Raw genomic sequence first — 13,940 nt, forward strand, 5'->3', positions numbered from 1 at the left:
CAATCATGTCGGCGTTTTTTTTGATTATTCCAGTATGTTGTTAGGCGACAGATGTCTTATCTGACTTTTGCAGAAGCTGAGAGCGACGACCGAGCAGATAACCTGTCAATGATGCGAGCATCTGTTGGAATACCATACCAAGCACGACCGGGACAGCAACAGGTGGCGGAAAATACGAAACAGCGAGTACTGCACCTGCGCTAATATTGCGCATCCCTCCGTTGAACACCAGAGCGACCTGATCGGCCTCATTCCAGCCCAGCAATCGGGCGATGAAGTAACTTAGCGCATAACCGAATGATGCCAGGAAAATAATGATGACCGCAAGACCAGCCAACTTCCAGTTGAAATCGGCCAAGTAGGGTGCGACGACAGATCCGTTAATCGCGACAACAGATGCCATAAACAATTTGGATAACGGATTCAATCTCGGTCCCCAGACCGGGACTATGGCGCCTTTGGTCCACTCATTCAAAAGCATACCTACCAGGGATGGCACAACAATCATCCAGAACAGACTGCTCATCATAGCTGCCGTATCCAGTGTGACACTGGTGCCAATTAACAGGGATAACACGCCGGGCACAACGAAAGGCGCAAGCATGGTATCAATCAGGATGATGGAAAGTGTAAGTGCGATATTGCCCCGATAGATACTGACCCAGATGAAGCTGCTGATCCCTGTCGGAATCACGGCTGCCAGAACAAGGCCCGTTATGGTGTAAGCATCTGTAGGAAAGACCAGATGACCCATACCCAGAGCAATGAGAGGCATCGCCAGATGCAAAATAAACAGACATACAAACAGGGGGAACGGCTTCTTCAGCACGTTCACAAAATCCCGTATCCCAAGACTGATACTTCCAGCGAACGTCATGAACGCAAAAAGCCAAGGGGATAAAAAGGTATAAGAAGAAAGAAAACTCCCGCATAACACGCCAATAACAATGCTGATTGGGGTAATCAGTGGCATGATGCGGTTCAAGCGTTGGTTTAAGGCTTGAAGCATAATCATGACATCCCTTTACCGTGTGATTCTACTATTATACATGTTAATAACGCTGGTTGCAGACCCATTTGCAATGAAGCAGTCTGAACAGGTATCATGGAAATGGAACAAGGATTCCGATGAGGAGAAGGGGAGATGATCATGTTCATAAGAAAAAGAAAAAACACGTTAATGATGACAGGCCTTATCGCATCAAGTATTCTGCTGATTTCAGCCTGTTCTGTCGTAGAACAAGCCAATCAAAGTCTAAATTATGTGAGTGGGGCTACTGATTATATAGAACAGGTATCGAACGCCGGGGCTGATCTGCAAGAGCTTGCATCGGGTGCGGTGAATAATCCGGAGATTACGACACAGATTCAGGAGAAAATCGATCTGATCCAAGCAGAAGCAAGCGAATTTTCTCGGCTGACGGCACCAGCGATAGGAGAAAGCATTCATGAGAATCTGGTGAGCTACAATACGCAATTAACGGAAGTCGTGGACAATTTCGAGAATACAATTGCAGAGCAAGGTTTTACGGCTGAAAATTGGGAGAAGACGGGCATTCCTGAACTGATCACCAACATCAATAATTTGAGAGATCCGCTAAGCGGGCTTCAGGGAGAATAAGGTGAAGTAATCTCCAATATTGAGCAACAATACAGTTTGAAATTTTCATATCTTATAAGGGCGGGATATCGGAGTGATTGAATTACCGATATGTTCGCCTTTTTTTATTTTCCGAAAACGGATGCATATTTAATCTCACAGGAGCTAGACTATATCAAGTAATCATGAGATGCATATGACATTTATCTCATATTCCCATGAAGATAATCTATGGTTTGACAAGGTTGTGACATAGGCGTATGATAATTATATAAGTTAATAAAATATAGTTACTTACTATAAGTTTTATGCTGGGTCTAAATATATTTTGCCAAAGGAGCACTGCGTCATGACTGAACACAATGGAAAAGTAATCATTATTACAGGTGGAGCTAGTGGTATTGGTAAAGAGACAGCACTCCAACTTTCGGATCTAGGTGCGACTATTGTTGTCGCTGACTATAATGAAGATGGAGCGAAGAAGCTTGCCGCAGAGATTGAAGCAACAGGCGGAACAGCGGGCGCGTACAAAGTGGATGTATCCAAAGGGGACGAGATCAAAGCCCTGATCGACTGGACAGTAGAGCAATATGGTACACTTAGCGGTATCTTCAATAACGCAGGAATAGGACTTGTGAAGCCATTTCTGGAGATGGACCCGGAATCCTATCATAGAGTCATTGATGTAGACCAGCATAGTGTGTACTACGGCATGTATTATGGTGCGAAAAAGATGGTTGAATTGAATGTACAAGGTACCATTGTAAATACAGCTTCGATCTATGGAAGTGTTGCCGCAGTAGGCAGCTTTAACTACAACGCAGCGAAGGCTGCTGTTGTCATGATGTCCAAATCCGGTGCACTTGAACTTGCTGAGCATGGAATTCGTGTAGTTGGTGTAGCACCTGGCTTTATCGAAACACCAATTTTGGGGGATGACAAAGCGATGAAGGATGCGCTTGCCACTCAACATATGCGTGGGGAGCTTATTCAACCGGAGAAAGTAGCCAGTGTGGTTACATTCCTGTTCAGTGATGCAGCAAGTGCAGTGAACGGTACAACCGTAGCGGTAGATGATGGATTCCTCAGCTTCAAAACCAAATAAGTAACCCTTTTAATCTAAGGGAAGTCATCTCAGAAAACAGAAGAAACGGTGCAGAACGATTTATTCGTTTTGCACCGTTTTTGTATTTTCATTATAAAGTAATCTTGGCATATGAGACGGAAATAAGTTTGTCGAATTATCCCGAAAATTCAGAGATCGTGATACAATTAGCAAGGTTGTATCTTTTTATCATTTTGTGGTGTATCATATACAATTCGAACTCCGAGAGAGCCATAGCTCTCTTCTTTGTAATGACATTGAGAACACGTTTTCGTCGAGCATAACGCATCATTGTGAACTTGTAATTTTTCGTTGCACAGTGGACATTTATTTTCAAAAAGAGTCTTCAACACGTTAAACATGCTTAATCACTCATTTCGGATTAATTTACTTGGTTTTATTATAACGGATAATATTCGCTGTGTATACCACTTTTGCGTATATCGAAATGAGATTTATATTGCACGAAAGGAAGCGCATAACCGATGGATCTTCTGCTTTTTGTCATCATGTTTATACTGGGTCTGGTCGGTTCATTCTTCTCCGGTTTGTTGGGTATTGGTGGGGCGATTATCAATTATCCGCTACTGTTATATGTTCCATCCTGGATGGGATTGGAGCCGTTCTCCGCACATCAGGTATCGTCGATCAGTATGTTTCAAGTGTTTTTTGCTTCACTTGCCGGTGTGATTGCATTCCGTAGAAAAGTAAAAACGGGTAGAAGTGGTGGGGCGATCGTTCACCGCGGATTGGTGCTGTACATGGGTTCCAGCATTCTTGCTGGCAGTCTGATTGGCGGGTTCATATCCGGTCATCTGGACGGAAAAATTATTAATCTGATCTATGGCATTCTGGCGATCATTGCAATTGTACTCATGCTCATTCCCGGAAAAGGTAAGCTTGAGACATCAGCTCCACTGGTGTTTAACCGATGGGTTGCGGCGGGTACTGCTTTTGCAGTAGGAATTGTCTCGGGAATTGTTGGTGCGGGTGGTGCCTTTATCCTTATTCCCATCATGCTGACGATTCTCAAGATCCCCGTACGAACAACGATTGCTTCTTCACTGGCGATTGTATTTATCTCCGCAGTTGGCGGCGTTATAGGTAAAATTTCGGGTGGGGACATTCCGCTAGAACCCATCATCTATACGGTGATCGGAAGTCTGCTAGGGGCATCCCTTGGTTCACGAGTTAGTTCAATGATTAATGTGAGCGTACTTCGGTATGCATTAATTGCAATTATCGCCATCACGGCGGTTAAAGTCTGGTCTTCCATTCTGTAAAATCACCTACGTGGGAATGAACAATGACGATTTCGTAACCAAACGGTTGGATCGCCGTATATAGGTTATGAACATGAGCTGAAGCGTTGGATACACCATCAAATGAGTTCAGTTTTCGTCCATGGAGCACCTCACACTCCTTTCATGGATACATGTTTAACATTAATAGAAGTTGAGGTATCCACCCTATGAATAACGTACTTACAGACCAGGCTGATGCAGGATATCGGCTAGCTGAGCAGAAAGCATCTCAGTATTTTACTTCTCTTAGGCAACAACTTATGGATAATACGTATACGACAGTACTTACCCAAGATATTCATGTATGGCAAAAAAAACATATTCATCGTTTTGCCTGGCTTTCTCTTTTATCACCAAGCAAAAGAAAACCGGATCCCCGGGATGTTCATAGATATATCCATTGGCTGAATGCGACAGGAAAGCTGGATGATTACCTGGATCGGAGTATCTCCTATATTTATATGCGAGATCTGGGGCAAGCCCTTGATTCTCCAGATACGCAATCCCGAATTCAGCACGTTGTCCAGAACACCAAAAAATACTTTATGGGCTCTGCCACCGAACGCAAAGGACAGCCCGATTATATCAGTCTGGCTGCGTTGTACCGGTGGGGACAGAAGGAGCACATTGAACCTGCCGTCATCTGGGTAATGGACAAATTAAAGAACGTAGCATCCAACATCCCGAAAGAGCTGGATGCAGAGCAGGCGCAGCGGAAGCTCATCAAGATCATTCTCGGCGTGGTCCTTCATGTGGACGATGAGATGAACGAGCAGACACCACGTGAAGAACGTGCCCAAAGATTTGATGCAGCGATTCGACTCGGTTATTCGTACGGTTTGACGTATCCATTTGTGGACGACCTGCTGGATTCTCAAGCCCTGACTGTTCAGGAAAAAGAGCAATATTCTCTGATGATACGTGATGCACTTCTTACCGGGGTCGTACCTGATCTTGGAGAATGGAAAGGCAGCAATCTTGAAGTGATTGAATATGTGCATTCCGAGCTTCGGGAAGCATTTGAGTATATCAAGAATTATCAGCATCCAGAGAAACAGCGCACGTTCCTAGAGCAATCCTATGTGTTCTTTCAGTCTCAGGAGATTGATCGTAGCAAGAAATTAGCCAATGCGAATTATAGCAATGAAGAACTGTACATTCCGATTATTATCAAATCTTCTTCCTCCCGATTAATTGTCCGGTCTGTTCTCAGTGCGCCAGTCGATGAAGGATTCGATCTGCGGACGTTCTATTACGGGATATATAATCAGCTGGCCGATGATTTTGCCGATATGTTTGACGATATGGAAGAAGGGGCAGTGACTCCGTATACGTACTATTTGAAGTATCGAGATTTGCGCCCTGATCTGATTAATCCGTATGAATTGTATTGGGCAGTCATCTCTCATCTGATCCATGATGTATACAACTCGGACGCCAAGACCCGTGAGGTCATACTGGATCGTGCCATTAACGGGCTGAAGCGTTGTAAAGAACGGTTGGGGCAGGAGAAATATGATGAAGTGATGATGATTTTTGCCTCTGGGCAGCCTGAATTCAACCGACTGGTTCAACAGATGGTGCGTAAAGCAGATGACGTTGATTTCCTTGATAAATTGTTACGGGATCAGGTCGTGCTTCAATTGAAAAATGACAAGCAGGAGAAAGAGGAGTTCAAGCAGACCATTCGAACGGTTCGCGAACAGATTAATGTGGAGTTGCAGATTGCGAAACCAAATGGCCTTCATGAGATGAAAGAAACGTTAATTGATGCAGCCAATTACAGCTTGCAGGGAGACGGAAAGAGGCTACGTCCGATATTGACTTGGGTTATGGGTGTTCGCGAGTATGGTTTACCTGAATCATCCATCGTTCCGTTGTTAAGATCGCTGGAGTACATGCATACCGCTTCCCTGATCTTCGATGATCTGCCTACGCAGGATAATGCTTCGACAAGGCGCGGACGTTCTACGTTGCACCATGTGCACAATAGCGCCACAGCAGAGCTTACCGGTCTGTTTCTCATTCAGAAGGCGATCGGAGAGCAATCCTCATTGGATCGCTTTGATGCGGCAACCGTGCTCAAACTCATTCAGTATTCGGCTGAAAAAGCAGAGGATATGTGTATGGGGCAGGCGATGGATCTGAACTCCAAAGGCAAGGCATTGACGCTGGAGCAGTTGAACATGATCTGTTTTTACAAAACAGGCATTGCCTTCGAAGCTGCCCTTGTCATGCCAGCCATTCTTGCCCAAGTGAAGGAAGCGGAGATGGCTACGCTGAAGAAGTTCGCTTATCATGCAGGGATCGCCTTCCAGATCAAGGATGACTTGCTGGATTTCGAAGGAAATCACCTCATTCTTGGGAAACCTGCAGGTCAGGATGAGCGGAATAACAATTCCACCTTTGTTTCCATTTTGGGTGATGAAGGTGCTAAGAAAGCGATGTGGGAGCATTATTGTCTTGCCACAGATGCATTGAACGCGATGCCGAAAGCTATTCCTTTTTTGAGACATCTATTGGATTATCTCGTTGGTCGCGAGCGTTAAGCGAGCACCGCGCATAAGAACCCTCAACCCACATGGATTGTGGTACCTGAGGGTTCTTTCGTGTGAGGAATGCACGAATCCCTATGGATTTTTGATCCACAGTTTGGAGATGTCCATATATCCGAATTCTGCTATCTGCATGCCGAAGATGCTCTGATCCAGCTCAGCCTGCTTGTTCATGTGACAGCCATGCAAGATCCAGCAGTGCTCACGTAACAAGGCTTCGGCTTCATCCAGGAGCGCTGTACGGTCTGCCCGATGCAGTTGGGCGAAATGATCCAGTTTGTCATCCAGCAGGGCCTGGAAAGCAGGGGACATACACATATGAAAATGATTGGACAGGTTTTTGAAAAAATGAATCATGCCGTACTGCCAGTCTTCCTCCAGTATCTCTTCAGCCAGAATCAATTGTGCGTTTGTGGTTTCCTCTGAGTTGAAATAATCCACAACGGCCTGCAAGCTGATGTTCATTCCGATGGACTGCGCACGACTCTGAAACCACTCCGCAACGTCTGTATCCTTATTATGCTTATACGATAATGTTATCGTCTCACCCTGGTACCCACAGTACTGCAACAAGTCACGAGCATGCTCAAGAGAAACCGCTGTCCAGTCTTGGGCTGCGCTTCTCCAGGGCAGGAAGCTGCTGGCTGGTGTGATTCGATTCCCGCCAAGATCTCTGACAAGCGCGACCGAATCATATACGATACGCAGGGCTTGTCGAAAAAGGGGATGATGATGGATGCCTTCCTTGTGAAAATTGAACAGCATATACTGACAACCCAGCGCCGGATAATTGATGCTGTTGGTCTGATCACAGCCTGTTGCGAGACTCAATCGATCTGTACCGGGTAGCTCATAATAGCGATCATTCGGACTCAGGTCAGGCACAAACCAGAAATGGACTTGATCCAGATGTGGCCGGATGCCGTAGTGCGCATCAAAAGCGGTAAGCTCCAGCACATCTTCATTCAACTCAGAGATTTGGAAAGGACCGGTACCCATTAAGGTATTACCTACATTGTAATCGTAGGGCAGGATTGTCATACGAATACAACTGAACAGATGCAAGAAGAACCGATTAGGACGACGAAGAACAAACTTGATGCAGTAATCTCCAGCTACTTCCGCACGTTCAATATCCCGATACAACCAAATGGACGGACTATGCACATCTATCAACCGTTGCAACGTCGCTTGCACATCCCGGGACGTCATGACACGGCCGTTGTGGAAACGTACACCTTTTCGGAGATAGAAGGTCCATAAGCGATGGTCCTCGCTACACTCCCACATGTGAGCCAGTGCTGGCAGGAATGATTCCGTCTTGGCATCATAAGTGATCAATGTATTACAGACCTGGCTTAATAGGTAGGTTTCAAATGCAGTATAAACAAAGGCTGGGTCCAAACCACCTAACTGGCGTGACCTCATGATGCGCAGGATATCCTGACCAGAGGCAGTTTCATCGTGGCTGTGAAATCCCATCTGTTGATGAAGGGAGAGCATGAGCTGTTCTCGCAGTGAATCATGCATCTGAATGGTTCCGATGAGTTCAATGGCTTCTTTCATTTTGCCTTTACCCAGAAGTTCCGTAAAACTCTCTTCCAGCGCTTCATTCATGCTACGTAGCAATGTTAGCTCCGAATGATGTCCCCGTCCACGACCGGGTTGCCAGTGGATAAAGCCTTGCTCCTCCAATTTTCTGAGAATGAATTTCACATTGCGAGGGGTGCAGCACAAGACAGCGGACAGGCTGTCAATCGTTACTGCTACAGGTTCATGAAGCTTGAATGAAAGCTGTTCGGCCCCGGCGAGTCTTATAAAGTGTGTATGCAGGGTATCCATGGTCATGACTCCTCTATTAAAGGTGAAAAGTGTGATCATATGTTTACACTTTTACTTCCCCCTTTTATCCTTACAATTATACATTAGTAGAGGTAGTTCAAAAAGTCCGCATTGGAGCAGTCAGAATAGGAGAAGTTCGCATGAAGCAATATTTAAGGCAAATTCACCCTTTGGCATGGACCATCATTATCGGAACCATGTTTGGACGTCTTGTGACGTCAATGAGTATCCCGTTTTTATCCATCTATCTGACACGTGTACTGGAAGCGAGCCCAACACAGACCGGTATTACTGTTGCGGTCAGCTCGCTGGCAGGTGTGATGGTCAGTTTTTATGGAGGTTATATCTCGGACCGGATCGGTCGCAAAATCGTGATGTTAGTTTCGGTCTTTAGCTGGGCAGGTGTGTTTTTTATTTTTTCAGCAGCAGAGCATCTATGGGTGTTCTTTGTTGCCAATACGTTAAACGGATTATGCCGCGCAGTATTTGAGCCCACCTCCAGAGCGCTGTTATCGGATATTACTTCACCGCAGAACAAATTGCTGGTGTTCAACCTTAGATATGCTGCGATTAATCTTGGTGTGGTATTTGGGCCAATTATCGGTTTTCAGCTGGGATCATCTGAATCGACATTTCCGTTTGTGATTTCCGGCTTGGTATACATAGTCTATGGACTTGTATTATTTCTGCAATTCAAGCTACAGCATGCCAATCTGCCAGAGCGTCATCAGGCAACCGCACCACGTTTACGTGAAGCGCTGATGACCACCGGTCGCGACCGGGTATTTCTACCCGTACTGATCGGTACCACATTTTGTGTTCTGGGTTACGGGCACTTTAGTTCTACGTTGGCACAGTACTTGGCGAGAAGCCCGATCTTTGAAAATGGAAGTCAGATGTTCTCGTACATGCTTTCCCTGAATGCCGTGACGGTACTGATTATTCAGTATCCACTTGTACGAACATTCCGAAATGTTCCACCGCTGGTGCCACTGATTTTGGGTAACCTGCTGGTTGCAACCAGCCTGATGATGGTCGGAATCGCTGAAGGAGTACTCATGATGATGATGAGTGTCATACTATTTACCATTGGGGAAGTGCTGTTGTTCACGATGATGGATATGCTCATCGACCGGATTGCGAAGCCGGAATGGAAAGGAACGTATTTCGGGACGATCGGCTTCAATAATATTGGTAGTGTCATCGCTCCTGTAATGGGTGGTTTACTGTTGAGTCAATTTGGAGCAGAGAATGGACTCGCCGTCTTTGTACCGATTGCGCTGACGACTACACTGGGAGTACCTTTTCTTCTGATAGCACATAAACGTCTTGTCGCCAGAGAGAAGCAAACAGAGCACACATCCATGAGTATGTAGCGGGAATTGAAAAGATTAATGACATGAATTAAATAACAATTCAGTTAAAATTATCTTGACGGATGTTAATCCAGCGCATACAATAAACAACAAATATGTGAAACGGGTGGGATGATGATTGTGTTTATGCCTATACAGATTTCGAATCGATAACTGAATACGCATAAGCATAGTGACATTAATCCAATTTTTTTGCAATGTTCGCGTTGGGACAGTCATGTTTGTGCACCCCTGTCGTGGACGCTCATCATTATTGCGATGCAGAGGAGATGCGGGAAATGCTTTGCATTTCATCCGGTCTCTTTTGCTTATAAGCTGTAGATGAACATTAGTTCATCTATGGCTTTTTTGCATGCATTCCACCAATCCGTTCACATGGAAAGGAGCATTTGAAGCGTTATTTTAGTGAAAAACTAACCTGTTAAGAAGGAGAATGTACAATGGTCAACTTACGTTTTACATATCAAGTATGGGCGGGAATTACCGACTTTAATGTCATTATGTATGACTCATCCTAGTGGCGATAACAGCGATCGAAAGGTTATTCGGTCATCGTAGTCGCAGTGTAATGTTCTTTCGTTCATTTTAAATAAATAAACCGATGAAGAGGTGGGACCTGTGCCCAAAACAGAGAAACGCTCCATGTCATGGCTGCTGCGTTATCTGAAACCCGTTAAAGGACGGCTGGCCGTGCTTTTGATCATGTTGCTGACATCAACGGGACTTCAGCTTTTGAATCCTCAAATTATCAAACGATTTATCGATACAGCAGCGAGTGGGGGAGTGCTTACCAATCTCATTCAGCTCGCAGGAATATTCCTGGTTGTCGCCGTGTTTAATCAACTCATCACGGTAGCGGTCAGTTATCTTGGGAATGATGTGGCCTGGCGGGCTACGAATCAGCTGCGGGGAGATTTGCTGAAGCACTGCCTGCGTCTCGATATGCGTTTTCATAATGTGAAGACACCTGGAGAGATGATTGAACGTGTGGATGGTGACGTAACGAGCATCTCCAATTTTTTCGCGATGTTCATTGTGCAAGTGATCGGGAGTTTTGTATTGTTGGCCGGAATTCTCGGATTCATGTTCAGCGTCAACGTACCTATTGCTTTGGTCATGACCGTGTTCACATTGTTATCGATCCTGTTCATGGTCTTCATCCGAAATCTGGGCGTGGACTCTTCTAAAAATGAGCGGGCGGCCAGTGCTTCCCTGTTCGGATTAATTGAAGAACGCATTGCCGGGATTGAAGATGTGCAAGCGAATGGTCATGTGCCTTATGTGATGAACCGCTTTTACCGCACGATGCGCACTGTATTTCGTAAGGGGAGAAAAGCTTGGCTGCTACGGGTTATTCCGTGGAATACGACGGTAGTTCTGTTCGCTCTGGCGGTCACTGCGGTGCTTTTGCTAGGTGTGCATTACTATATGGAAGGTCTAATTAGTATCGGAACATTATTTCTGATCTACCAATATACGCAGATGCTGAATGATCCGATTGAGATGCTTGGAGATCAGGTGCAGGAGTTCCAAAAAGCAAAATCCGGCATGTTGCGCTCCAGAGAGCTGTTGTCCATGCAGAGTGAGATTGAAGAGGGAGCAGAGGAGCAATTGCCTGAAGGACCACTTGGTCTGGAGTTCAGTCAGGTTCACTTCAGTTATAACCAGGATAAACCCGTATTACAGGACATTAATTTTGCAATTAAGCCTGGTGAACGTCTGGGAATCATTGGTCGCACAGGTAGTGGCAAATCGAGTCTTAGTCGTGTTCTTCTCCGGCTTTACAATCTGGATCGGGGCACGATCCGTGTAGGTGGAACGGATATCACAAAGCTTTCATTACAAGCGCTCTATCGCCGGGTGGGAATGGTGACACAGGATGTGCAGTTGTTTGATGGCACGCTGCGTGACAATCTGACCCTGTTCAATGAGGGTGTATCAGATCAGATGATCAAGGAGACGACGGATCGCCTTGGACTTAGTCAGTGGATTGATTCACAGCCTGCAGGACTCGATACGTATCTGGCAGCAGGTGGAGCTTCATTATCGGCAGGGGAAGCACAGTTATTTGCCTTAACCCGCGTATTCCTGACCGAACCGAGTCTGGTTATTCTGGATGAGCCGTCGTCACGTCTGGATGCTGCGACCGAAGGTATGCTGCAATCTGCAATTGACCAGTTAATGAAACGATCCACCGGAGTCATCATTGCTCACCGACTGGCTACACTGGAGAAAGTGGACCGGATTATGGTGCTAGGTGATGGGAAGGTACTGGAATTTGGAGCAAGAGAAGAACTTGCCAGTAACCCGGCATCTCACTATGCCAGACTGCTCATTACAGGCCGAGAGGAGGAATTGGCATGACTGTAGCAGGATTTATAGGCCGTTTGTTTCGATTCAGGCCTTTGTTGTTTATAATCAACGGATTGTTATGGTGTATATTTCATTCCTTGCCGTTAGCTATTGGTATTGGGATGCAGTGGTTTTTTGATCGGACAACGGCGGGTTCCAATGACTACATGTGGCTTGCTGTGCCGCTTATCTTTATTGCTTTGGTCCGAATGGCACGGGTGGGCACATTTTTTGTAGCCTTCTATGCATGGGTTACGTATCTGTATCATGTTCAGGCGATTTTGCGAACCAACATGCTCGCAGCGATCATGCGCTGGCCGGGACGTAATCTTCCGGCTTCACCAGGGGAAGCGATGAGTCGCTTTCGGGATGATGTGGATGAAGTCGTCGAGTATGTGGAATCATGGGTAGACTTCTGGGGACGTCTTGTATTTGCTGTTGTGTCTATCTTCATTATGGCGAACATTAATTGGCAGATCACATTGGTTGCCGTGTTACCATTGGTGGTTGTGACCTTACTTAACAATCTGTCCGGAAATCGGGCTCGGAAATATGCACAGGTTAATCGAGAATCGACTGGGCGAATTACCAGTTTTATTGCGGAAACGTTTGGAGCCGTGCAAGCCCTGAAACTGGGTCAGGCCGAAGAGAATGTCTCTACACGTTTTAACCAGTTGAATGAAGATCGTCGCCAGGCTGCACTTCGAGACAATCTGTTCAAGCAGTGGATGAGATCGATGAATCAGCATGTTCTAAGTATCTGTACCGGATTGATTCTACTGATGTGTGCAGCTGAGATGAAAGCAGGTAACTTTACCGTAGGTGATTTTGCCTTATTCACCAGTTATCTGGCCAATATCGGATTTAGCATTTCACTGTTTGGTTATATGGTGTTTCAGCACAAAAGGCTCAAGGTATCCTATGATCGTATGCGTAAGCTATTCCGCCCAGGGGAAGAAGACCAGATCATGGATTCGAGGGAAATCTATCTGTATGAAGATCCGCCGGAGCTTGTAAGTGAACAGAGGGACCCTAAGGAGAAGTTGCAATCTCTTGAGGTGAATAAGCTGACTTATCAATATCCGAATTCTGCAAATGGCATACAAGAGATCAGTTTCCGTCTGAAACGCGGACAATTTCTTGTCATTACGGGAAGGATCGGATCAGGTAAATCAACGCTAGTCCGAACACTTCTTGGACTATTACCCAAGCAAAAAGGGGACATTCACTGGAATGGAGCGGCTGTTGATCCAGCCACATTCCTGATGCCGCCTAGAGCCGCGTATACCCCTCAAGTGCCAAGATTGTTCAGTGATACGTTGAAAGAAAATATCGTCCAAGGCAAACAGGGTAACACCGAGCAATCGCTTGAAAAAGCCATTCGTCTGGCTGTGATGGATAAGGATATCAAGCATCTGGATCAGGGGCTTGAGACCCCGGTTGGTCCAAGAGGGGTCATGCTGTCAGGCGGTCAGATTCAGCGTGCAGCCACAGGACGTATGTTAATGACGGAGGCGGACTTGTTTATCTTTGACGATCTGTCCAGCGCACTGGATGTGGAGACAGAACAACAAGTATGGGAAGGACTGTTCCAAGAGCCGGATGTAACCTGTATCGCGGTTTCTCACCGCAGGGCAGCACTTTCCAAAGCAGATCACATTATTGTGATGAAAGATGGACGCATTGAAGCTGAGGGAAGTTTAGCCGAATTGCTTGCCACCAATGAAGAGATGCAGTTGCTGTGGCAAGGGGAGCAAACCCCCGCCAAAGTTGGATAGCTATAAAAAGTTAGAAAAGACAATAAAA

General features: G+C 45.8%; 9 protein-coding genes. 7 read left to right on the plus strand and 2 right to left on the minus strand.

The features are described from left to right. Nucleotides 1-40: 40 nt before the first annotated feature. Nucleotides 41-1,009 (minus strand): bile acid:sodium symporter family protein, encoded by a 969-nt coding sequence (locus tag MHI06_RS13475; RefSeq protein WP_340401807.1) that lies wholly within the window; start codon nucleotides 1,007-1,009, stop codon nucleotides 41-43. A gap of 141 nt (nucleotides 1,010-1,150) precedes the next feature. Between MHI06_RS13475 and MHI06_RS13480 the strand changes: the two genes are divergently transcribed. The 4 genes from MHI06_RS13480 to MHI06_RS13495 all read left to right on the plus strand — a co-directional run bounded on the left by MHI06_RS13480 (nucleotide 1,151) and on the right by MHI06_RS13495 (nucleotide 6,558). Continuing rightward, nucleotides 1,151-1,621 carry a DUF6376 family protein gene (locus tag MHI06_RS13480; RefSeq protein ID WP_340401808.1) on the plus strand — a complete coding sequence of 157 codons (471 nt, stop codon included), beginning with the start codon at nucleotides 1,151-1,153 and terminating at the stop codon, nucleotides 1,619-1,621. A 328-nt stretch (nucleotides 1,622-1,949) separates the two neighbouring features. Beyond that, nucleotides 1,950-2,705 carry an SDR family NAD(P)-dependent oxidoreductase gene (locus MHI06_RS13485; protein WP_169479631.1) on the plus strand — a complete coding sequence of 252 codons (756 nt, stop codon included), beginning with the start codon at nucleotides 1,950-1,952 and terminating at the stop codon, nucleotides 2,703-2,705. 485 nt (nucleotides 2,706-3,190) lie between these two features. Then, entirely contained in the window at nucleotides 3,191-3,988 is a 798-nt protein-coding gene (locus MHI06_RS13490; RefSeq protein ID WP_169479630.1) for a sulfite exporter TauE/SafE family protein, read from the plus strand. A gap of 188 nt (nucleotides 3,989-4,176) precedes the next feature. Then, nucleotides 4,177-6,558 (plus strand): polyprenyl synthetase family protein, encoded by a 2,382-nt coding sequence (locus MHI06_RS13495; protein WP_340401809.1) that lies wholly within the window; start codon nucleotides 4,177-4,179, stop codon nucleotides 6,556-6,558. 81 nt (nucleotides 6,559-6,639) lie between these two features. Here MHI06_RS13495 and MHI06_RS13500 read toward each other — a convergent pair whose 3' ends face one another. After that, entirely contained in the window at nucleotides 6,640-8,406 is a 1,767-nt protein-coding gene (locus tag MHI06_RS13500) for an ABC transporter substrate-binding protein (RefSeq protein ID WP_340401810.1), read from the minus strand. A 140-nt stretch (nucleotides 8,407-8,546) separates the two neighbouring features. Between MHI06_RS13500 and MHI06_RS13505 the strand changes: the two genes are divergently transcribed. The 3 genes from MHI06_RS13505 (at nucleotide 8,547) to MHI06_RS13515 (ending at nucleotide 13,912) form a co-directional block, all read left to right on the plus strand. Continuing rightward, on the plus strand, nucleotides 8,547-9,782 hold the full coding sequence (locus MHI06_RS13505; protein WP_340401811.1) for an MFS transporter: 1,236 nt from the start codon (nucleotides 8,547-8,549) through the stop codon (nucleotides 9,780-9,782). A gap of 618 nt (nucleotides 9,783-10,400) precedes the next feature. Further along, the gene (locus MHI06_RS13510; RefSeq protein WP_340401812.1) at nucleotides 10,401-12,146 is read left to right on the plus strand and encodes an ABC transporter ATP-binding protein; all 1,746 of its coding nucleotides are present in this window, start codon (nucleotides 10,401-10,403) and stop codon (nucleotides 12,144-12,146) included. Next, the gene (locus MHI06_RS13515) at nucleotides 12,143-13,912 is read left to right on the plus strand and encodes an ABC transporter ATP-binding protein (RefSeq protein WP_340401813.1); all 1,770 of its coding nucleotides are present in this window, start codon (nucleotides 12,143-12,145) and stop codon (nucleotides 13,910-13,912) included. Before MHI06_RS13510 ends, MHI06_RS13515 begins: the two co-directional genes overlap by 4 nt. Nucleotides 13,913-13,940: the final 28 nt, after the last annotated feature.

It is taken from the genome of Paenibacillus sp. FSL H8-0079 (genome assembly GCF_037991315.1).
Taxonomy (GTDB): domain Bacteria; phylum Bacillota; class Bacilli; order Paenibacillales; family Paenibacillaceae; genus Paenibacillus.

Coding starts and splice junctions, on each gene's coding strand:
- MHI06_RS13475 (WP_340401807.1), bottom strand. CDS start 1,009: ATGCTTCAAGCCTTAAACCAACGCTTGAACCGCATCATGCCACTGATT.
- MHI06_RS13480 (WP_340401808.1), top strand. CDS start 1,151: ATGTTCATAAGAAAAAGAAAAAACACGTTAATGATGACAGGCCTTATC.
- MHI06_RS13485 (WP_169479631.1), top strand. CDS start 1,950: ATGACTGAACACAATGGAAAAGTAATCATTATTACAGGTGGAGCTAGT.
- MHI06_RS13490 (WP_169479630.1), top strand. CDS start 3,191: ATGGATCTTCTGCTTTTTGTCATCATGTTTATACTGGGTCTGGTCGGT.
- MHI06_RS13495 (WP_340401809.1), top strand. CDS start 4,177: ATGAATAACGTACTTACAGACCAGGCTGATGCAGGATATCGGCTAGCT.
- MHI06_RS13500 (WP_340401810.1), bottom strand. CDS start 8,406: ATGGATACCCTGCATACACACTTTATAAGACTCGCCGGGGCCGAACAG.
- MHI06_RS13505 (WP_340401811.1), top strand. CDS start 8,547: ATGAAGCAATATTTAAGGCAAATTCACCCTTTGGCATGGACCATCATT.
- MHI06_RS13515 (WP_340401813.1), top strand. CDS start 12,143: ATGACTGTAGCAGGATTTATAGGCCGTTTGTTTCGATTCAGGCCTTTG.